General features: G+C 59.5%; 21 protein-coding genes and 1 tRNA gene. 3 read left to right on the forward strand and 19 right to left on the reverse strand.

Going from position 1 to position 21237, the window contains the following annotated elements; genetic code table 11:
* Positions 1-2: 2 nt before the first annotated feature.
* The 10 genes from IE061_RS06960 to IE061_RS07005 form a co-directional block, all read right to left on the reverse strand.
* The gene (locus IE061_RS06960) at positions 3-761 is read right to left on the reverse strand and encodes an SDR family NAD(P)-dependent oxidoreductase (RefSeq protein ID WP_088700092.1); all 759 of its coding nucleotides are present in this window, start codon (positions 759-761) and stop codon (positions 3-5) included.
* Entirely contained in the window at positions 761-1246 is a 486-nt protein-coding gene (locus IE061_RS06965; RefSeq protein WP_096921883.1) for an aromatic-ring-hydroxylating dioxygenase subunit beta, read from the reverse strand. Before IE061_RS06965 ends, IE061_RS06960 begins: the two co-directional genes overlap by 1 nt.
* Positions 1247-1251: 5 nt before the next feature.
* A complete protein-coding gene (locus IE061_RS06970; RefSeq protein WP_096921882.1) occupies positions 1252-2526 on the reverse strand; it encodes an aromatic ring-hydroxylating oxygenase subunit alpha in 1275 nt (424 codons plus the stop codon).
* Positions 2527-2562: 36 nt separating this feature from the next.
* Entirely contained in the window at positions 2563-2907 is a 345-nt protein-coding gene (locus tag IE061_RS06975; protein WP_088700089.1) for an IacB protein, read from the reverse strand.
* Positions 2908-2943: 36 nt separating this feature from the next.
* Positions 2944-4089 carry an acyl-CoA dehydrogenase family protein gene (locus IE061_RS06980; RefSeq protein ID WP_096921881.1) on the reverse strand — a complete coding sequence of 382 codons (1146 nt, stop codon included), beginning with the start codon at positions 4087-4089 and terminating at the stop codon, positions 2944-2946.
* Positions 4070-5299, reverse strand: a complete 1230-nt coding sequence (locus IE061_RS06985; protein ID WP_096921880.1) for an amidase — start codon at positions 5297-5299, stop codon at positions 4070-4072. Before IE061_RS06985 ends, IE061_RS06980 begins: the two co-directional genes overlap by 20 nt.
* 15 nt (positions 5300-5314) lie before the next feature.
* Entirely contained in the window at positions 5315-6604 is a 1290-nt protein-coding gene (locus IE061_RS06990; protein WP_096921879.1) for a TRAP transporter large permease, read from the reverse strand.
* Positions 6601-7077 carry a TRAP transporter small permease gene (locus tag IE061_RS06995; protein ID WP_096921878.1) on the reverse strand — a complete coding sequence of 159 codons (477 nt, stop codon included), beginning with the start codon at positions 7075-7077 and terminating at the stop codon, positions 6601-6603. The genes IE061_RS06990 and IE061_RS06995 overlap by 4 nt, the downstream gene beginning before the upstream one ends.
* A 73-nt stretch (positions 7078-7150) precedes the next feature.
* On the reverse strand, positions 7151-8191 hold the full coding sequence (locus IE061_RS07000) for a TRAP transporter substrate-binding protein (RefSeq protein ID WP_096921877.1): 1041 nt from the start codon (positions 8189-8191) through the stop codon (positions 7151-7153).
* 337 nt (positions 8192-8528) lie between these two features.
* A tRNA-Arg gene (locus IE061_RS07005) sits at positions 8529-8605 on the reverse strand.
* A gap of 154 nt (positions 8606-8759) precedes the next feature.
* Here IE061_RS07005 and IE061_RS07010 point away from each other — a divergent pair.
* The 3 genes from IE061_RS07010 to IE061_RS07020 are packed head-to-tail and all read left to right on the forward strand — an operon-like array spanning position 8760 to position 11538.
* On the forward strand, positions 8760-9758 hold the full coding sequence (locus IE061_RS07010) for a TRAP transporter substrate-binding protein (RefSeq protein ID WP_096921876.1): 999 nt from the start codon (positions 8760-8762) through the stop codon (positions 9756-9758).
* Positions 9758-10279, forward strand: a complete 522-nt coding sequence (locus IE061_RS07015) for a TRAP transporter small permease (protein WP_189463592.1) — start codon at positions 9758-9760, stop codon at positions 10277-10279. Before IE061_RS07010 ends, IE061_RS07015 begins: the two co-directional genes overlap by 1 nt.
* Complete coding sequence (locus IE061_RS07020) at positions 10276-11538, forward strand: TRAP transporter large permease (protein WP_193461289.1); 1263 nt, start codon at positions 10276-10278, stop codon at positions 11536-11538. Before IE061_RS07015 ends, IE061_RS07020 begins: the two co-directional genes overlap by 4 nt.
* A gap of 30 nt (positions 11539-11568) precedes the next feature.
* Here the strand turns inward: IE061_RS07020 and IE061_RS07025 are convergent, their stop codons facing one another.
* The 9 genes from IE061_RS07025 to IE061_RS07065 form a co-directional block, all read right to left on the reverse strand.
* Positions 11569-12621: a GlxA family transcriptional regulator gene (locus IE061_RS07025; protein WP_193461290.1), complete on the reverse strand. Its 1053-nt coding sequence runs from the start codon at positions 12619-12621 to the stop codon at positions 11569-11571.
* Positions 12622-12736: 115 nt separating this feature from the next.
* A complete protein-coding gene (locus tag IE061_RS07030; RefSeq protein ID WP_193461291.1) occupies positions 12737-13687 on the reverse strand; it encodes a D-2-hydroxyacid dehydrogenase family protein in 951 nt (316 codons plus the stop codon).
* 275 nt (positions 13688-13962) lie between these two features.
* On the reverse strand, positions 13963-14952 hold the full coding sequence (locus IE061_RS07035; RefSeq protein WP_096921872.1) for a TAXI family TRAP transporter solute-binding subunit: 990 nt from the start codon (positions 14950-14952) through the stop codon (positions 13963-13965).
* A gap of 67 nt (positions 14953-15019) precedes the next feature.
* Positions 15020-15421, reverse strand: coding sequence for a carboxymuconolactone decarboxylase family protein (locus IE061_RS07040; RefSeq protein ID WP_189463593.1), 402 nt, complete (start codon positions 15419-15421; stop codon positions 15020-15022).
* Positions 15421-17373 (reverse strand): TRAP transporter permease, encoded by a 1953-nt coding sequence (locus IE061_RS07045; RefSeq protein ID WP_189463594.1) that lies wholly within the window; start codon positions 17371-17373, stop codon positions 15421-15423. Before IE061_RS07045 ends, IE061_RS07040 begins: the two co-directional genes overlap by 1 nt.
* Before the next feature lie 97 nt (positions 17374-17470).
* Positions 17471-18451: a TAXI family TRAP transporter solute-binding subunit gene (locus tag IE061_RS07050; protein WP_096921869.1), complete on the reverse strand. Its 981-nt coding sequence runs from the start codon at positions 18449-18451 to the stop codon at positions 17471-17473.
* Positions 18452-18642: 191 nt separating this feature from the next.
* Positions 18643-19557, reverse strand: a complete 915-nt coding sequence (locus tag IE061_RS07055) for a LysR family transcriptional regulator (protein WP_096921868.1) — start codon at positions 19555-19557, stop codon at positions 18643-18645.
* Positions 19554-20276, reverse strand: coding sequence for a haloacid dehalogenase type II (locus IE061_RS07060; RefSeq protein WP_096921867.1), 723 nt, complete (start codon positions 20274-20276; stop codon positions 19554-19556). Before IE061_RS07060 ends, IE061_RS07055 begins: the two co-directional genes overlap by 4 nt.
* Positions 20266-21174 (reverse strand): LysR substrate-binding domain-containing protein, encoded by a 909-nt coding sequence (locus IE061_RS07065; protein WP_096921866.1) that lies wholly within the window; start codon positions 21172-21174, stop codon positions 20266-20268. Before IE061_RS07065 ends, IE061_RS07060 begins: the two co-directional genes overlap by 11 nt.
* Between the last annotated feature and the right edge of the window lie 63 nt (positions 21175-21237).

The raw sequence follows: 21237 nt of genomic DNA on the forward strand, positions 1-21237 counted from the left end.
GCTCAGCGCATGTAAATGCCGCCATTGACGTCCCAGCAGGCACCGTTTACAAAAGCCGCCTGAGGGCTGGCAAGAAAGCTCACCATTTGCGCGACCAGCTCAGGGGAGCCCAGCTTGCCTACGGGGATATTGGCAAGCGCTTTATCCAGGTTGTCACCGAGTACCTCACGCACCATCGGGGTATCCAGTGGCCCCGGCGCAATGGCGTTGCAGGTCACCCCGTCCGCCGCCAGATCGCGGGCAAAAATCTTGGTCAAGGTCAGAATGGCGCCCTTGGAGGCGGCATAATGAGCGCCAGTGGCGGTACCGCCGTTCTGCCCTGCCAGCGACGCCAGGTTGACGATGCGCCCATAGCCACGCTCTCTGAAGTGGCGACCAAAAATCTGGCAACCGGCAAAGACACTGCCAGCGTTCGTGGTCATCACTTCGTTAAATTGGGCGGGGTCAATATCGAACACCCCTTGCACTGCGGTGCGGGCTGCGTTATTGACCAGCACTTCGCAACTGCCCCAGCGGGCGACAATCTTGTCCAGCACACCCTGGAAATCCTCTGGCTTGGCGACATCGAGGGTCGCGGTCACCGCGGTCTCTCCGGCCAGATCGAGTTCGGATGCCAGCGCTTCGGCGGGGCCGGTGTCGATATCGGTGATAACGACACGAAACCCCGCCTTATGCAGTGCGCGCACAATGTGAACCCCGAGTCCACGTGCGCCGCCGGTCACCACTGCGGTCTGAATTTTGTCGGGTAGTGGTACGCTCATCAGAACAAATAGCTGAACGAATTCAGCACTCCATCAGCGTTGAGTAGACGAACCACCTTCTCCTGAAGACGGAAGCCGGTATCAGTGGACGTGAGGGTGTAGCGCACATTGGCGGCCCAAATGCGCTGACGCCCAAACTTGTCTTCAACCAGGTGCTCAGCGCATGAAACGACAACCGTATTGCCATCGACGGCATCGATCACAAAACGAGACAAGGTGCGTACGGTGACGGCAGGGGGTGCCGAAGAGATCGAGAAGCCATCCTGGAAGCGTTTAATACGATCCCGGCGCATCTTGTCATCGTCGTAACAGAGGTTGAGCACTGCCGCGTAATCGTCGGCATCCTCGATAGGAATGATGTACAAGCCCTCTGGCTGCCACAGGTCGAGCCAAGCGTCGTACTCTTTTGCGTCCAGAATCGCCGCTTCGTGCCAGATAAACTGCGTGACCTGCCAGAGCAAGCTTTCATTGTCGGTTGTGTTCATTTCGTTCACTCCTGCATCATCCGTTTCCACATCGCATAGGCGGCACGCATGCCCGTTTCATCCGATACATGACCACGTGGCCCTGCCTCGCCCGGCACTTCTTTCTCGATGCCGCGATTGACCAGAATCGGCAGTTCGGCACCGCCATCGACCCCCCGCTGGATTCGCTCCCAGACCTCGGCATCGTCGGGAGAACCAAAGCCCATGGGGCCCTGAAAGTGTTCATGCAAGCGCAGGCGTACGCGATTGGCGATGTCGGGACCTCCCTCCATACCAATGGCAATGTGGCGAATATCCGTTTTATCGACAGCAACTGGCGTCAACACCCGGAAGAAGGCCATTGAGCACGCCACGTTGGGGAACAGATTAAGGTTGAACCCGGAGCCACCTACCGCGCGCACAATGCGGCGGACTTGATCTTCCGGGTAGCCTTCGTCGCGCAGCGCCTGCGCCAGCTCTGCAAAACGCTCTGGAATCTTGCGATCGAGATCCTCCTCTAGATCGACGAGTTCGGGAATCATGACCATGACGGAGTGACCGTTACCCAGGTCTTCAACGAAGCCTTCGCCATCAAGGAAGGTGAACGTCTTTTCAGCTTCCTCATCGAGGGATTGCAGGAAGGATTTATGCACGATCGGAAAGTGATAGGCGTCGGTGGTGTTCTCGAGCTGAACTTTCCAGTTCATTGGCACCGAAAACTGATGTTCGCCAAGGGTTTTTACGGGGTATCCACCACCCTGTTTCATAAACAGATCGATCCACTTCTTGGCAGCCCCCAGGAAGTCTTCCAATGGCTCAATACCCTCGTTGAAAGTGGCGAAGACCATGCCCTGATAGCTTTCAACGCGTAGCTTGAGCATCCCATGCTGTGACTTATCGAAATCATCGCCATACTGCTCGGGATTCGGCAAAGCACGCAGACTGCCATCGAGTCCATAGCCCCAACCGTGATAAGGGCATTGGAAAGATGAGGTCTTGCCCTTGTGAACCTCGCACACCGTCGCTGCCCTGTGGCGGCAGCGATTAACCATTACATGGATATTGTCCTTACGGTCACGTACCACGATGACCGGTTCACGACCTACTTTGGACAGCTTAAAAGACCCCTTATCGGGGATCTCGCTGGTATGCGCGACCCATACCCAGGTGTTACGAAAAATCTTCTCTTGCTCTTGCTCAAATAGCTCTGAGCTGGTGTACATCGGGGTCGCAATCTTATCGTTATGGACCAGTTGATCTGGATCGAGCGCGATGTTTTTGACGTCGATTAATTGATTCATTTTGTTCTCCTCATGCCTAGCCAGCTAATGCTGTCTTTATTCAGGTACCACCAACTCACGGCCGATACGCGCTTCGACACGGGCGTATTTCCAGAGCTTATAGGTGCCGTCCCCCACCGGGATGGTGCGGAAGAAGTTGCAGGCGGCTACAACAGTCTCGTAATCAGGGACATCGGCCATGATGTAGGCGGTCCAGGGGGCGGTGGCGGAAGGGCCGACCATGATGCGGTCGTCATCCATGATCCCCAGGATAGTGACGCCGGGGAGTTCATCAATGCCTTGCATCATCTGGCTGAAGGCTTGCCAGACTTGCTTGCCTTCCTCAGCGGTTGCATTCATGAAGTTTTGGTTGATACCGATGCAGAAAAGTACGCGATGCATAATGTCGATCTCCGTTGGTTAAACTACGTAGGGTGGTTATAGGTAACCCGGTAAAGGGTCATGGCCGAAGAAGATCGCGCCGGCGTTCTTCCAGGTGATCTCGCCCATAAAGGCGTGCTGGGTGCACAACTGCGAGTCACGCAGAATGCGCGAGAGAGGGTGGCCGTTTTCGGCCCCAGTCATACCGCTGATCTGATATACGCTGCGAATCGCCTCAGCGCACTCATGGGTCAAATGGGTGGTAGAGAGGCGCAGCAGGTTGACCTGCTCACGGCTTGGTTCGCCCCCGGCCAGAATGCTCGCCCAGGCGGCCTCAGTACTCTCATAGAAGAAGGCCCGGGCGGCGCGAACTTTGGCCTCGGCCTTGCCGAGGGCAATCTGGGCATACTCACGCTCACCCAGGTTGGGGGCGCCAGTGACCGATTTCCGCCCACCGGCCGTGGCGCGGACGATATCCAATGCCTCGCGGGCCAAACCCAGTGTCGTCACTGCCAACACCTGAGCGGCGAAGGAGAGCGATGGGTAGCGAAAGAAGGGGGAATCGACGTTGGGTTTGCCGCCGCGCACGAAGGTCCAGGCTTCTGGAACATAGGCGTCCTCGACAACCAGGTCGTGGCTGCCGGTGGCTACCATGCCCAACATATCCCAGGTCGGGTCGATCTTCACCTGGTCGCGGGGCAGCACTGCCATGCGCGGCAGCGCTCCCTCTTCGGCGGGGAGAATGCCTACACCACATAGCGAAGCCCCCATACAACCACTGGCAAATTTCCACCGTCCTTTGATACGGAAACCGTTATCGACCCGCTCAGCGGGTTGGGGCGGAAAAATCCCGCCAGCGAAGACGATATCAGGGGAATCCCGCCACACTTCCTTTAGGGTCTCCTCGGGTAACGCGGCCAAATAGGCGGGGTTCATGCCAAAACTCGCTACCCAGCCAGAGGAGCCATCCGCCGCCGAGATCGCTTCGACCATTTTCAGGAACTCGGATGGCGACTTCTCATCACCGCCGTAGCTGGCGGGTACCATAGCGCGATAGACGCCAATGGCTTTGAACTCATCAATGATGTCCATAGGGATATGGCGCAACTCCTCGAACTCTTCGCGCCGAGATCGGATAGACTCGAGCAGCGCATCAAAACGCGCCTCGCCTCCCCACAGTGATTTATCTATGCACTGTTGCATGCTTCTCTCCTGTTTGTTGTTCCTCTACCGCCGACAGCACCTGCCCCATGAGTTGAGAAGCCGCCCGACAGACGCCTGCGTCATCGCCACGACGCCCTACCAACTGCATGGAGACCGGGAGTGCTTGCTGAGAATCAAGGGGAATCGATAAGGCGGGATGCCCTGACAGATTGAAGGGGCGCACAAGGGACGAGATTTTCAGATCCTGCTGGCCCGCCAACGCCTCCTGAACGGTCATGGGAAAATGCGGCAGCGTTGGCAGCACCAGGACATCATGCCGCTCTAGCACTGCGTCGACTTCGGCGGTAAAGGCACGACGTATGCGCTCCGCCTCCTTTAGCTCGGCATCGGTCGTCGCGGCAGCGGCTTTCAAACGCTGATCAACATCCGCGCCCACCTTGCCCGTGGCAAGTAACGCCTCGCAAGCACGGAAAGTTTCGCGATTGATAACCACCATGGCAGCTTCAAACGCCTCGGCCATAAGCGGCAAGGTGACATCCCCACGCGCCAGTCCAGACCAGCTTAGCTGGCCTTCGATACTTGCCCAAATGGCCGGCTCAGCATTCACGCTGATACACCCCAGAACAGGTGCAGAACCCTTCACTGGCGACTGAAAGGAAGGATCAATCGCACTCATGAAAGCCATTAGTACGTGGAGATCGCGAGCCATGGGGCCCACGCAATCGAGGCTACTTTCCGCTGGCATAACCCCTTGGCGACTCAAGCGTCCGAAGGTGGGTTTAAGGCCGTAGACACCACAGCAAGCAGCGGGGACGCGAATAGAACCGCCGGTGTCTGTACCAATACCAATATCGGCAAGACCAGCGGCCACCGCGGCGGCCGACCCACTGGAAGAACCGCCAGGGATAAGGGTGGGGTAGCGCGGATTCTCTGGCGTGCCAGCCCAGGCATTGATGCCCGTCATACCAAACGCCAGCTCATGCAGATTGGCCTTCCCTACAATGTGGTATCCCGCTTTGAGGGTTCGCTTGACAATCTCTGCATGAGCCACGGCTGGCGGTGCGTCAGCAAGGGCAGCGGATCCTGCGCAGGTGGGGAAACCGGCGATATCGATCGTATCTTTAACGACCACTTTGCGCGGCCCCTGCCCCAGGCTTAACCTCGATGTCAGTATAGTCACCTCAGCCACCTCGCTAGACTTATCACATGAAATTTCAAGTAAATAGGCATAGAGTTTATAACCATTCATCTAATCGGGTGAGCGTTAAAGGACGAACAATACGATCTGAGGTAACACTAGCAGCAAGGCAATGCACAGCAGATAAGGGGGTATGAAGTAACCCACTCCACGGAATGTCTCACCCATTCGTAACTCTGCATCCAGGCTCTTTACAATGAAAGCGTTCACCCCCACCGGCGGCGTAATCGCCCCCATGCTGGTAACAATACATACCACCACGCCGAACCAAATGGGGTCGTAACCCAAGGCAAGCGCTACGGGAAAGAAAATCGGGATTGAGATAATTAAAAATCCCATCGCATCCATTAGCGCTCCGCCGATCACATAGATCAGCAGGATACAGGCCATTACCATTATGGCTGGCAAGGGCAGTGCTGCTGCCCACTCGCCCACCATGTAAGGCAGTCTTGTGATGGTAAGAAAGCGCCCGAAGATGACGGCTCCAGCAACCAACATCAAGATCATGGCCGACGACTTGAGTGCATTAGCGATGGCCTCACTCAAGACGGCCCAAGAGAGTTTTCCTTGTATCAGGGTAATCAGCATTGCGCCAATGCAGCCCACTGCAGCAGCCTCTGTTGAGGTGAACCAGCCAGCAAATAGCCCGCCTAGGACCAGCGTAAAGAGGGCACCAATTTCGATAATACCTTTTAACGAGCGCCACCTTACCGACCAGCTCGAACGCACACCTGCGGGGCCCATATCAAGTCGACGGCGACAGAGCAGTCCAATCGTCGCGATAAATAGCACGATCAGGATAAGCCCAGGGACAATACTGGCCAGAAACAGATCGCGAATGGCCAGTTCGGCTTGCAGCGCAATAACAATCAGCACAGAGCTTGGTGGGATGATGACCCCCAGCGTGCCCCCCGCCGCGACACTGCCTGCACTGAGCGCACGGTTATAGCCAAATTTCTTCATTTCGGGGAGAGCAATGGTGCCGACAGTGGCTGCCGTGGCCGTGTTCGAACCACTAACCGCTGCAAAACCTGCGCTGCTAAGGATCGTCGTTGTGGCCATAGAGCCGCGGAAATGGCCTATCCAAGCATAGGCAGCCGCAAATATCTTTTCCGTTATCCCCGAGCGAAACAGTAATTCCCCCATAAAAATAAATAGGGGTATGACACTAAGAGAGTAACCCGATAACTGCTCCCAGATTCCTGAGCTAATAACGTTATACGCAGCAATAGGGCTAGTCATGTAAAGCATGCCAAAAAAACCCACCATGAACATGGCGAAGCTAATCGGCATTTTTAACAAAATAAGAAGAAACAAACAGAGTACGCCTAACAAAGCTACCAGCGTCATACTCATTGTGTTACCACCTTTTTTAGACTACTCAAAAAGTCTGCTAAAAGAACCAAGCAAAAAGCAGAAAACCCTAGTGCCACTAGATAAACAATTGGGTAAAACGCAATACGCAGTGTTTGCGATAAAGAGCCTCTTTGCATAGCGCTAAAGCCATACTCCCAGAGTTTCCAAGCCACCATGGAGAAGAATAAAAAACTTGCGCCTGAGACCAAGACATAGAGAACGCTTTGCAGTCGGGTGGGCAAATGTTCGACCAGCAAGTCCAGCTCAATATGCGCTTTAGTAAGCTGGGAGTAAGCGAGCGATAGCGCTACTACTACCGCTGTTAGCCAGCCCACCATTTCGGTGGTACCACCAAATGAAGAGCTAACTTGGCGCATTACGATGTTACCGACCACCAGAAATACCATCATTAGTAATGCTGAGCCGGCTACATAGAGTAAGAGACGGCTAATTACCCAATTAAATTTATTCATGGTAACTACCTAGATCCATCAGCATGGCGCTTACTGGGCGCAAAGATATACGCCCAGACAAAAAGCGTAGGCACTATTGGTTTTGTTCGATCAGCTCAATAAACCGATCGCGCAACTCAAAGGCAGGAAGCCCTTGAGCAGCCACCTCTTCCAGCCGTTGCTCATTGATGGGCTCCAGCAAGCTCGACCAGCGCTCAGCCTCATCTTCGGACAAGGAGAGCTGCTCAAGCTCATGGTTCTCAGCAGCCCACATCAAGGATTCCTGGATGTGTTCATCGAGATACTTACCTGCATAGGAGGCCATTTCGGCACCCAATGCATCGATCTCCTGCTGAACGTTTTCAGGTAAGGCGTCCCACCGCTGCTGATTCATCACCGCAACGAAGACCACGTTGGTCAGAGGATAGTCAGTGATGTAGCTCACATTGCGGGCATACTGCAGATCCATCAGCGTCTCGCGGGAACCTACATAGCCACTAACAATACCGGCCTGAAGGGCTTCACCCGTTTCCGCCTGAGAGAGACCTACAGGCACGCCCCCAAGGGCTTGAATAACGGCAGTGCTGTCACCTGGCACCCTGATCTCTTGGCCCTCAAGATCCTCCAGCGAAGCCACTGGTTCTTGCGTATGTAGGTAGCCTGGCTCGGAGGTGAACGCCGTAATGACTTTAAATTCTTCCAAGCCCAACGTCTCTGCAGGAAACTCTTTGATGAGTTCGTACACTGCCTGGCTGGCTGTCTGCGAATCCACTTCGATGCCCGTTAGGTTTCCGGCCAAATTGAGTAACGGAAAACGTCCCGGCTCGTATGAGGTAGCAGAGAGACCGATATCGGCAACACCGTTTAAGACGCCATCGAACATGTTGGCAGCTGTCAGCAACGTTCCGCCTGGGAAGGTGTTGACGTTTACCTGGCCATCGGTTCTTTCGTTAAGCTCTTTCGCCCAGTGTTCCATCTGCACGGCGGGAAAGGTTTGGGCAGGCGCAAAGAAGGCATAGCTGAGGTTGATATTTTCCGCTAGCGCACTGGTGCTGAGAAGCACCCCAGCGCATACGGCGCTCAAACGTGTCAGACAGCGAGTAGTGTCGAGCCGCAGCTGTTTTTGGCTGGTCATTGGTCATTAGCCCTATTTGTTTTTGTGTTGAATGTCAGGTAAGCCTAGCAGAAACATTCAACATCACATGAAAAGTAAAGTAAATACCCCGAAAGAAAAACGAGGTTTTTTTCATAATGCAAAAATATTTCCATTATGAAAAAAACTTCATTAAATCAATAACAAAAAAATGTTGATTGAGAAACAGCTTTAAAATTAGCGAATAATCAAGCTTGCTTGCAGTAGGAGCGCACCAACAACGTGCACTTTTGAAATACTTCTGATTACTACGACTACGTGAGAAATTAACAAACCAAAAAAGCCCACGATCTTGATCGTGGGCTTTTTTGGTTCATTCTGGCGCGCCCGGCAGGAATTGAACCTGCGACCTTCGGCTTCGGAGGCCGACACTCTATCCAACTGAGCTACGGGCGCTTTGGGTGCGTATCGTACCCGTGTGGGGGCGTGGTGTCCAGCCGCTTGGCGGTTTTCGGCGCGTAGATGATTGACCGTTTTCCCTGCGGTGGTGCATGCTCTGGGGGCACTTTTGCACCTCGCACCTACCCTGATCCGTTTGGGAACATAATAAATGAAAACATTTGCACGTAGTACGCTGGCACTGGGCATCTCACTGGCGCTGGTCGGCGCCGCGAACGCCAACGAATTTGCCGACATGAACCCCGTGACCCTTCGCCTGGCCCACGTGGTGAACGAGCAGGATGGCTTCCATATTGCCGCCACCAAGTTCGAAGAGCTGGTGGAAGAGCGCACCGAAGGCAAGGTGAACATCGAGATCTTCCCCAACGCCTCGCTGGGCGATGAGCGCACGCTGCTGGAAGGCATGCAGATCGGCACCGTGGACATGGGCGTGATCACCAACGGGCCGGTGGCCAACTTCGTGGAAGAGATGGCGGTCTTCGAACTGCCCTTCCTGTTCCCCACTCCTGAAGCCGCCTATGGCGTGCTGGATGGCCCCATTGGCCAGGAGCTGCTGGACAAGCTGGCCGACGTGAACCTGAAAGGCCTGGCCTACGCCGAGCGCGGCTTCCGCAACCTGACCAACAGCGAGCGCGCCGTGAATTCGCCGGAAGACCTGGATGGCCTGCGCATTCGCGTGATGGAAAACCCGGTGTACACCGATACCTTCCGCGAGCTGGGGGCCAACGCCATCCCGATGGCCTGGACCGAAGCGCTGACCGCCATGCAGCAGGGCACCATCGACGGCCAGGAAAACCCGGTGAACGTGATTCACTCGTTCAAGCTGGATGAAACCCAGAACTACATGACCCTGTCACGCCACACCTACGCCCCTGCGATTTTCGTGATGGGCATGCCTGCCTGGAACCAGCTGCCGGAAGCTGCCCAGGACGTCATCCGCCAGGCCGCCCGGGAAGCCGCCGAGCATGAGCGTCAGGTGAACGCCGATATGGAAGCCGAGCAGCTTGTCGACCTGCGCGAGGCGGGCATGGAAATCAACGACTCCCCCGATATGGAAGCCTTCCAGGCCGCCGTTGCGCCGGTTTATGAGAAGTACGGCCAGCAGTTCGGTGATTACCTGCCGCGCATTCAGGAGGCGCTGAATCAGTGATGCCCTTTGCACAGCCTCTTTTGACGCTGCTGCAACGCATTGAACGTGGGCTGGATGCCATCATCCAGCCCGTCGTGTTTGCGGGCATGGCAGCTTTGATCGGTGTGATCACGCTACAAATCGTGTCCCGGGTGTTTTTCAGTGCCGTGGGCTGGACCGAAGAGGTCGCGCGGTTTCTGCTGGTATGGATCACCTTTCTCGCGGGCACGCTGGCCTTCCAGCGTGGGCGGCACATTGCGGTCACCTTTGCGGTGGATGCCCTGCCCCTGCCGCTGCGCAAGCTGGCCAAGTTGGCCGCGCTGGCCATCGTGCTGGCCTTCATGGTCACGCTGGTGATCATCGGCCATCGCTACATGCAGGTACAAAGCTTTCAGAAGTCGGCCGCGCTGCGTCTCTCGATGACCTACGTCTACGCCGTCATTCCGCTCTCGGCGGGCATCATGGCGTGGTATGCGCTGGTAGACATGGTCGAGGTGCTGGTGCACGGGCAGCCCATCACCGCCCAGGAGGAAGTGCTATGACGCTGGTGCTGTTCGGGCTGTTCTTCCTGTTCATGCTGCTGGGCGTGCCGATTGCCTTTGCCATTGGCGCCAGCACGCTCTACGCCCTACATCAGTCGGGGGTGCCGCTGATGGTGGTCACCCAGCAGATGTTCCAGGGCATCAACTCGTTCGCCCTGGTAGCCATTCCCATGTTTATCCTGGCCGGTGATTTGATGGCCCAGGGCAAGGTCAGCGAGCGGCTGGTGAGCTTTGCCGACTCGCTGGTGGGCTTCATGCGCGGCGGGCTCTCGGTGGTCTCGGTGATGGCAGGCATGTTCTTCGCGGCCATTTCCGGCTCGGGGGCGGCCACCACGGCGGCGGTGGGGTCTAGCCTGGTGCCGGAGCTGAAGCGCAAGGGCTACGACCCCGCCTCGGCGGCCAGCCTGATCGCCGCCAGCGGCACCATCGGCGTGGTGATCCCACCTTCGGTGCCGATGATCATCTACGCGGTGATCGCCCAGCAGTCGGTCTCCAAGCTGTTCCTGAACGGCTTCTTGCCGGGGCTGGCCATGGGCCTGGCGCTGATGGCCATTGCCATCACCCAGGCGTACAAGCGCCAGTACCCGAAAGGCACCCCGCTCTCGCTGGCCACCATTTGGCGCACGTTGAAATCGGCCAGTTGGGGGCTGATGACGCCGGTGATCATTCTGGGGGGTATCTTCTCGGGGATTTTCACGCCCTCGGAAGCGGCGGTGGTGGCGGTGAACTACGCGCTGCTGGTGTCGCTGTTCGTGTACCGGGACTTGACCCTGCCCCAGGTGTACAAGCTGTTGATCCGTTCAGCGATGACCACCGCCGTGATCATGCTGGTGATTGCCATGTCGGCGGTGCTCAGCTGGACGCTCTCCAGCTGGCAGGTGCCCGGTGCGATTGCCCAATCGGTGCTGTCGCTCTCCACCAACCCCTACGTGATCATGCTGCTGGTGGTGGCGGTGATTCTGCTGACCGGGGTGTTCATCGAGACGGCCAGCGCCTTGATCATCCTCACCCCGGTGCTGCTGCCGCTGGTGCTGCAGCTGGGCATCGACCCGATCCACTTCGGGCTGATCATCGTGGTGGGGCTCTCGATTGGCATGATTACCCCGCCCGTGGCCATCAACCTTTACGTAGCCTCGTCGGTGACTCAGCTGCCGCTGGAACGCATCACCCGCGCCATTATCCCTTATCTGCTAGGGCTGATCGGCGTTCTGCTGCTGGTGGTTTACGTGCCCATCCTGCTGGGCTGGTCGGGCCACTGAACTGACGCCTCGGCCACCGTCTTGTCAGGCTCAGGGGGCGTAGTCTCCGGCCTGACAGGACTTGCGGAACTGGCCCGGGGTGGCCTCGAACAATTGATAAAAGCAGCTGCGAAAATGTGAAATGCTGACGAAGCCGGTGGCCACCGCCACCTCGGCAACCGGCTTGTTGGTCTGTTGCAGAAGCTGACGAGCCCGGGTCAGGCGCAGCTCCATGTAATAACGAGAGGGGCTTGCGCTGACGTAAGTGCAGAACATACGCTCCAGCTGACGCCGCGAAATATTGACCCAGTTGGCGATTTCGGAGATCGAAAGCGGCTCTTCGATATTGTTCTTCATGAGCTGCAGCGAGATCTTGAGCTTCTCGGGCAGGGTATGGTTCTGGTCGACGTGCAGCGTCGATATATCCGGCAGGTCGATGCCCTTGTCGCAGCTCAGCATCTCCTCGACGGCACCCACCACGGCGTTCCCGCAGTCAGCCCGCACCACCTCCAGCATCATGCTCAGCGAACTGCTCGCCCCGGCGCAACTCAGCCGATTGCGGTCCACGATGAAGCTGCGGTTGGTGATGGTCACATCCCAAAACTGCTCGGCCATCATGGCCCGTCCATCCGGGTGATAAGCACACTGATACCCACTCAGCAGCCCCGCATCAGCCAGAAAGTAGGCCCCGTTCCAGAGTCCCCCCAGCAGCACCCCTTGGCTATCCGCACTGCGTAAACGGCTGCGCAGCAAAGGCGTGCTTTTGGGCTGAACACGCAGGCCACCGCAGACGATCAGCACATCGACGTGCAGCGACTCGGTGTCGAAGTCCTCCAGCGAGAATTCCGTTGCCACTTCGATGCCCAGGTCAGAGACCGTCGCCTTGGGTTCGGCGCCCACCACCAGCACCTCATACACCGTGGAGGCCTTCATCAGGTTGGTCGTCACCAGCGCATCCACGGCGCCGGTGAACGCCATCATCGAAAAATGCTCCAGCAGTATGAACGCGACGCGCCGGGTATTGGCAGGCGTCTCGTGCGCCTCACCCGCCCCCATATAAGGCAGGTTCTTGTTCTTCAGCGCGCTCGAGAATCGGTCTCTCATGACGCTCCTCTCCCATTCATCGCGGCGTTCTGTAAAAACAAGCATGGAACAGCGCCAGCGGCAACGCCATGAGGCTTACCGAACGGTAAGCCTCTTTGGTCATTACGGAAGACGCCTACGCCTCGGCCAGATTACGCCCTGGCGTGCCTGCTTCGAACGCCAGCACGTTCTCGAACGCGTCGCCAAAGTAGAGCTCGTAGCTGTCTTTTTCCACGTAGCCCAGGTGGGGCGTGGCCAGGAAGTTGGGCAGCGCCAGCAGCGGATGCTCGATCACCGGCTCTTCGTCGAACACGTCCACGGCGGCCATGCCGGGGCGGCCAGCCTTCAGCGCCGCTTCCAGCGCGCCCGCTTCGATCAGCGGGGCGCGGCTGGTATTCACCAGCACGGCGGTCGGCTTCATGCTGGCCAGGTTGGCGGCGGTGACGATCCCGCGAGTTTCCGGGTTCAGGCGCAGGTGCAGGCTCAGCACATCGCTGCGTTCGAAGAATGCCTCCTGCGAGGTTGCTACCTCCAGCCCCGCCTCAGCGGCCCGCTGGCGGGTGCCCTCGCGGCCCCATACCAGCACGTTCATTTCGAACGCCTGGCCGTAGCGGGCCACCAGTTGGCCAATCTTGCCGTAGCCAAACACGCCCAGGGTGCGCCCTTTCAGGCCCATGCCCAGGGTGCGCTGCCAGCGGCCTGCCTTGAGGTTGGCCACCTCATCGGGAATGCGCCGCATGGCCGAGAGCACCAGCCCCCAGGTCAGCTCCGCGGCGGCGTAGGGCGAGCCGGTGCCTGCCAGCACCATCACGCCGTGCGCTCGGCAGGCGGCCATATCCACGTGGGCCGCGCCGCCGCCGGTTTGGCTGATCAGCTTGAGCTTGGGCAGCCGCGCCAGCAGGGACGCGGTGATCGGCGTGCGCTCACGAATCAGCACTAGCGCGTCGGCCTCCTTGAAGCGCTCGACCAGCGCATCCTCATCGGTGACGGTGTCGTTGTAAATCGTCACCTGGTGGCCCGCCAGTTTGGCGAAGGCATCCAGGTCGCGTACACAATCCTGGTAATCATCGGGAATGACAATGTTCATCAAAGCGGCTCCTTGCTTGCTGCCTGCTTTAGGGAAGTGCCCTGTTTCACGGCATGGCTAACATAACGCTGTCAGGCAGATACCTCTCGCTCGTACCTTACGTTCATACCTCACGCTCATACCTCAAGGTCAGCGCCCTGCCCACCTCGGCGCTGAGGGCCTGCCCGCTCGTCAACAATAAACGGAATCAGCAAGCCGCCCAAGGACATTTCGTGGCGGCATTCGAGGTCACGCTGCCGACATACCATGACTCCACAGGCACGGTGTTGTTGGGTTTATTCCGCCTCTGGCGGTACGAGGTCGCTGGGCACCTCGATACCGATCTCGCGGTAGTAGCGCAGCGAACCGGCATGCAGCGGCGTGGTGGTGTTCTCCACCGAGATCTCCGGCGTCATTCCACGGGCGGGGGCGAACGTCTCAACCAGCCGTTCGATGTTCTCCCAGTAGGCGCGGGTGAATGCGTAGCCTGCCTCTTCAGAGAGTTCATGGGTGGCGGCGATACCGATGTAGGTGCCGAGCGTGGTGGCGGCGGGCATGTCTCGGTAGGCGTTTTCAGGAATCTCGGTGGCGGACAGGAAGGGCAACGTTTCGGTGACGGTGGACACCTGCTCCTCGCTCATCGAGAGCACCCGCAGCGGGCGTGCGGAGTGCACTTCGGTGAACGCCGGGATAGGTGGGATGCCGTTGTAGCTGAAGCCAACGATGCGCCCATCCACCACGGCATCGGCGGCGTCCGACATGCTCATGCGTTGGAAGTCAGGCGAGATTCCCAGCGCATCGAACACCAGCTCGGTGATGTACTCGCCGCCCCCACCAATACTGCTGGGGTTGAAGCGCGCCCCCTCCAGATCCTCGAAGGTCTCGATGCCACTGTCCTGGCGCACGGCCCAGTGCATGGTGGAAGGTGCCACCCACAGCACGACGCGCATCTGCTCGATGGCGTCGTTCTCGTAGCGGCCCTCACCGTTGTAGGCCTCGTAGGCGCCCGGGGCGTCAATCAACCCCAGGTCAATCTCACCACGGCCCAGGCGGATGGCGTTCTCCCTGGAGCCGCCGGTTTCGCGCACCGAGACTTCCAGCGGTGAATCGCCGCTCACCAGCCGCGAGAGTTCCGAAAAGCCGAAGTACCAGCCAGAAGCGGCCGGTGCCACGCCGATACCAAGGGCCTCGTTAGCCACGGCCTGGGTAGCCACACCCGAGGCGACACCGGCGGTCAGCACCGCCGTGGCCAGCGGGGCGAGCAGGCGTTTGGGGGATAGCGTCATGGCAGTTCTCCATACTCGGTTATTGTTGTCGTTCGCCCGGTGGCGGCCGGGTCGTCGGAACACGGCCTCAGCGGCCGTTCTGCTCCTCTTGCCAGGCGGCCAACACCTCCCGGGCGGTACGCAGCCCGTCGATGGCCGCCGGAAAGCCGCAGTAGGGCACGCACTGCAGCAGCACCTCGCGAATCTCCTCCTCGGTGCAGCCGTTGTTCAGCGCGCCACGCAGGTGCACCTTGAGTTCATGGGGGCGGTTCAATGCCACCAGCATGCCGATGTTGATCAGGCTGCGGGTGGGCCGTGCAAGGCCCGGGCGGTTCCAGATGTCGTTCCAGCAGTTGCGGGTCACCAGCTCCTGCATGGGCCAGCTGAACTCATCCACCTGGGAGAGGGCGGCATCCACGTAGGTATCGCCCAGCACTTCGCGGCGGGTGGCCAGGCCGTTCGGGTCCAGTGTGTCCTGTCGATCACTCATCAGGCGGGCTCCTTGTGGGTGGGGGGCGTCAGAGCTACCTCTGAACGCTGATTTTTAAGGTACTGCCAAACGAACAACCCTCCGATCACGGCAATACCCGCCACGTCGGTGATCAGTTGGCCGCTGATCAGCATCAACGCGGCCGCAAGCAGCAGGCCGCGTTCCAGCCAGGAACAGGGGCGCAGGAAGTAGCCGATGGTGGAGGCCGCCAGCGCCGTGATGCCGATCACCCCGGAGCCCACCGCCAGGGCAATCTCCAGCGCCGTGCCGTTGCCGAGCAGCGGCGGGTGGTAGATGAACATGTAGGGAATCAGGAAGCCGCCCAGCGAGATCTTGGTGGCGGTCAGCGCGGTGCGGAACCAGTGGGAACCCGCGATGGCGCCGCCGATATAGGCGGCCAGTGCCACCGGTGGCGTGACCCCGGAGAGAATCGCGAAATAGAGAATGAAGAGATGCGCCGAGAGGCTCGGCAGACCGGCTTCGATGAAGGCCCCTGCCACCACCGAGGCGGCCAGCATGTAAGCCGCCACGGTAGGCAGCCCCATACCGAGGATGATCGCCACCACCATGGCCAGCACCAGCGTCACCAGCACGTCACCACCGCTGACCACCAGGATGACCGAGGAGACCTTCAGACCCAGGCCGGTCAGGCTGATCACCGAAGCGATGATAGCCACGCTGCCGATGATGACTGCGATCATGGCGGCGGTCATGGCGCCCGCTTCCAGCGCTGCGGGCAGCGACTTGAGGCGCTCCACGAAGGTGCCCGGGCTGCGCCAGGAGAACAGGTAAAGCGCCATGGCGGTGAAGTAGGCGGCCACCGCCGCCGTGGTGGGGGTATAGCGCATCACCAGCAGGGTGATCAGCACGATCAGAGGAATCAACAGGGTCTCGATGTTGAACAGACCCTCACGCAGGCTAGGGCGCTGGGACTTGGGAATCGGCGACAGGCCCAGGCGCTTGGCCTCGAAGTGCACACTCATCCAGATAGCAAGATAGAAGAGCAGCGCGGGAATGAGGGCGGCGCTGATGATGGCGAGGTAGCTGGTCGAGATGACGTCGGCCATGACGAAGGCGGCGGCCCCCATGATAGGCGGCAGTATCTGACCACCGGTGGAGGCAGATGCTTCGGTGGCCGCCGCAAAGCGCGGGCTGTAGCCGTTCTTTTTCATCATCGGGATGGTGAACACTCCGGTGGTGGCCACGTTGGCAGCGGTACTGCCGCTGATACTGCCGAACATGGCGCTGCACAGGGTGGCGGCCTTGGCGGGGCCGCCCGAAAGGCGACCGGTAGCGGCGTTGGCCAGGCGCATGAAGCTGTCGCCGCCGCCGGTGGTCACCAACAGGGCACCGAACATGATGAACACGACGATCACCGTGGACGAGGTGCGCATCAGGCTACCGTAGACGCCGGTAGGACTCAGGTAGAAGGTCGCTATCAGGTCGTCCCATCGAAAGCCGCCATGCCCCCAAACGCCCGGCAGGTGCTGGCCGAAGGCGGCATAGGAGAGCGCGATGAGTACCAGGATGGGGAAAGCGAGGCCGATGGCTCGTCGACAGGCTTCCAGCAGTAGCAGGATGGCCGAGATACCAAAAATGATATCCAGTTGGGTGGGCATCAAATAGCCCAGCTGATAGATGATCCGGTCAAAATGGATCACGTAATAGATACTGACGACCGCGCCGAGGATGATCGGCACCAGGTCGTACCAGGGAATGCGGTTGGCGTCGCGGCTACGGCAGCTATAGGCCAGAAAAATCAGCGGCAGAGCGAACAGCAAGTGGATCGCGTTCTGGGTGTTCATGGGGCCGGTGAGGGCCGTATAGAGGTGAAACAGCGCCATGGAGACCGCCGCCAGGCGCGTGACCATGAACCAGAAGCCGGACAGCTGACGCTTGCCCGAGCCCTCCGAATATTTCTCAACGACGTTGGGGTTTGCAGGGGTGTCCATTGGGATAACTCCCGCACCGCGGCACGATAGAATGGCGGCGCGTCAGGATAAGGGCATCGAAAGCTTCTGCGGGCGATGGGCCCGCAGAAGTAGAGGGTTACTGCGCTTCAGGAGGAATGATTTCCTCGGGGATATCGAGCGCCAGGTCGTCCCGGTAGTAGCGCAGAGCACCGACGTGCAGCGGGAACGTCGCATTGTCGAGCACGACCTGCGGCGTCACCCCCTGGGCGGGCTGGAAGGAGTTGGCAACCTGCTCGTGGTTCTCCCAGTAAGCCTTGGTGATTTCATAGACGGTGTCTTCACTGAGGCTGGCGTTAGCGGCCACGCCCATGTAGATGCCCAGCGAGGTGGTATCCGGCATGCCGCGATAGGTGTCGGCAGGAATCACGGTGCTGGCCAGGAAGGGCAGCTCTTCGGTGACTGCCTCGACCTGCTCGTCCGTCAGCGACAGCAGGCGCAGCGTGCGAGAGGAGTGCACTTCGGTAAAGGCGGGAATGGGCGGCACGCCGTTGTAGCTGAAGCCTACCAGGCGTCCGTCGATCACCCCTTCGGCGGCATCATCGATACGCATGCGCTGAAAGTCGGGTTCTATGTTCAGGATGTCGAACACCAGCTCGGTGATGTACTCGCCGCCGCCGCCGATGCTGCTAGGGTTGAAGCGCGCCCCGTTGAGGCCTTCGAAACTCTCGATGCCGGAATCTTCGCGCACTGCCCAGTGCATGGTAGAGGGGGCAATCCAGTAGATCAGGCGGGCGTCGGGGTTGGGCGTGTCTTCGAAGCGGCCGGTGCCGTTGTACATCTCGTAGCCTACCAGCGCTTCGGTGAAGGCCAGGTCAAGCTCGCCACGGCCCAAGCGGATGGCGTTCTCGCGGGTGCCGCCTGTTTCACGCACGGTGATTTCGTAGTCCGTGTTGGCGCTGATCACCCGAGCGCCTTCGGAGATGCCGAAGAACCAGCCGGTCCCCGTGGGCACCGCGCCAATGTTGAGCGACGTATTGGCCTGGGCTGTGGCGGCAGTCAGTGCGCCTACGGCAAGCAGGGAAGCGGGAAGCAAGTGGCGTAGTGCTGATTTAGTCATTGTTATATCCTCGAAGCGTCGGGAAGCATGTTGTGCTGTTATGTGCTGCGAAAGGCGCAGGGCCTCTCCCGATAACCAGTTAAGCAAGGGGATCGCTTAGTGGTGCTTAAAGTGATAACGCCAAAGCGACAGGCTGTATATTGGTGATTGATGAACCTGCCTTCTCCAAACGCGAAAGCAGGACCATGGTGTCATGGCTCGGGCGGGGCCGATGCGGCGCTGGCTGACTGGATCAGATGCTCCACCAGCACGCGGGCCGCCATGGAAAGCCGCTCCATATCCTTCACGTAAATGCGCAGCTTGCGCCGCGCCCAGGCATCCTGAATCGACAGCACCTTGACGTTGAGACCGTCCACGTACTGGCGAATGGCCCCTCGGGGCAGCACGCCCACTCCCAGCCCCGCCTGCACCATCAGGCAAAGGGCATCGTAGCTGGTGACCTGAATACGAATTCGCAGGGTCTTGTTGGCCATGCTGGCCGCCCGCATGATTTCCAGGTTGATGGCACTGGCGGTATGCAGGCCCACGTGAGGGTAGTCCAGGCATTCACGGAACTGCACGCTCTCCCGCTGAGCCAGCGGATGCTGCTGCGGCACCACCAGCACCAGATCATCCACATGGTAGGGAAACTCCATCAGCTCGTAGCCGTGGATCAGCTGCGCGCAGACGCCAATGTCGGCGTTATTGTTCATCACTTCCCGGGTGATGATGGGGCTGACCTTCTCTTCGAGCTGAACGCCAATGTCCGGGTGCTGTTCGAAGAAGGCGCGCATTTCGTGGGGCAGGTATTGGGTAATGGCCGACATGTTGGCGAAGACCCGTACCAGGCCCCGGTGGCCGCTGGCGTAGTCACGCATCTGCAGGTCGAGGTCTTCGAGGTTGTGCAGCACGCCGCGCGACAGGTTCAGAAGCGCGCTGCCTGCGGGCGTCAGTTCGATCCCGCGATTGTTGCGCTTGAGCAGCGGCGTATTGAAGTACCCCTCCAACTCGCTGAGCCGCTTGCTGACCGCCGACGTGGCCATGAACGAGGCGTCGGCCGCCCCGCTGATGGTACCCAGCTCCGCGACCTTGACGAACAGCCTGAGTGACGTGGGGTCGAGCTTCATGTCAGTTGCCGTGCCAGGTCGAGGAAGTCCTCGGCCACCAGGTCGAAGCAGGGGTCGATGCTCAGGTCCGGCGTGGCCGTGGGGCCAAACTCCAGCGGGCGCTTCACGAACGCCGTGCGCATGCCTTCCCGGTGGGCGGCCTGCAGGTCGTCCTGGTGGGCGGCCACCATCAGAATCTGCGAGGGTTTCAGGTCGAGGAGATTGGCCGCCATGTGGTACACCTCGGGGTCGCGCTTGTAGTGCCCGGCAAGCTCGGAGGAGAGCACGCAGTCCCAGGGTAGCCCCGCGTGGCGGGCCATGTTCACCAGCAGCGACACGTTACCGTTGGAGAGCGTGGCCAGAATGAAGCGCTGCTTTAGCGTCTGCAGCCCTGCGACGCTATCCGGCCAGGGCGTGAGGCGATGCCATACGCGGTTCAGGTACTGCTTGTCGGCCTCGCTCAGCTGGTCGGCCACGCCGAATTCTTCCAGCAGGGTATCCAGCGTCATGCGGTGCAGCGCATCCAGCTTGGTCCAGGGCAGCTCCCCCTGGCGTACGCGGTTCATGGCCGGGGCATAGCCTGCCCGCCAGCGGTCGGCAAACGCCGGCCAGTCGATGGCCAGACCCTTGGCGGCGTTGAGCTGTTCGCCTTCGCGGATGACGCTGCCGCGCCAGTCCACCACGGTGCCAAACACATCGAAGGTGAGCGCCTTGATGTCATCAACGAAATCAGTGGTCATGGGGTGTCTCCTGAGGGGATAGCAGATGGTCGACCAGATGACGCGCCACCACCGGAAGGCCCGCGTGATGGCGCATGCCAATCACCAGCTCCCGGGTAGCCCATTCGTCGGCCAGCGGAATCATGCGTAGCTTGAGGTCTTTCAGGTCTCGATAGAGCGTGCGCTGGGGCAGTACCCCCACGCCCAGGCCGTAGTGAATCATGCGGCAGATGGCATCGAAGCTGCGTACCTGTATGCGCATGCGCAGGTTTCTACCGGCCTGGCTGGCCTGTTCATGCAGCAGCGACTGCAGCGAGGCGTCCTGCTGCAGCCCCACGAAATCGTACTCCGCCGCCTGGTGCAAATAGAGCTTGTCGTGCTCCGCCAGCGGGTGGTCCTGCGGGGTGACCAGCACCAGTTGGTCACGCCGATAGGGGCGCACCTCCAGCTCATCGGCGGCCACGTGGCTGGCAAAGATGCCGATATCGGCCACGCCGTCGCGCACCGCCGCAATCGCTTCGCTGCTGGTGCGCTCCTGCAGGTCGATCTTGATCTGCGGGTACTCCCGGGCAAAGGTGCTGAGATCCTGGGGCAGAAAAGCAATGATCGCCGAGGTATTGGAATGAATCCGCACGTGGCCCCGCACGCCTTCGCCGTACTCGCTCAGCTCGGCCTGCAGCCGGGCCACATCTTCCAGAATACGCCGGGCGTGGTGCAGGAAGGCCCTGCCAGCGGGAGTCAGCTCCACGCCACGTGGCCGCCGATACAGAAGCTCGGTGCCCACCAGTGTTTCCAGGTCGCTGACCCGCTTGCTGACCGCCGCCAGCGCCAGGTGCTCACGCTCCGCCGCAGCGGTCAGGCGCCCTTCGTCGGCAATCGCGACGAACAGTCTGAGCGTGACAAAATCGAATCGCAGCATGGCATCTACCCGGTCAGTGGTTGGAAACGTGGTCGAAAAGATCGTTGGAAAAAATACCGCGCG

The sequence above is a fragment of the Vreelandella hamiltonii genome, assembly GCF_014651795.1.
Classification (GTDB): Bacteria; Pseudomonadota; Gammaproteobacteria; order Pseudomonadales; family Halomonadaceae; genus Vreelandella; species Vreelandella hamiltonii.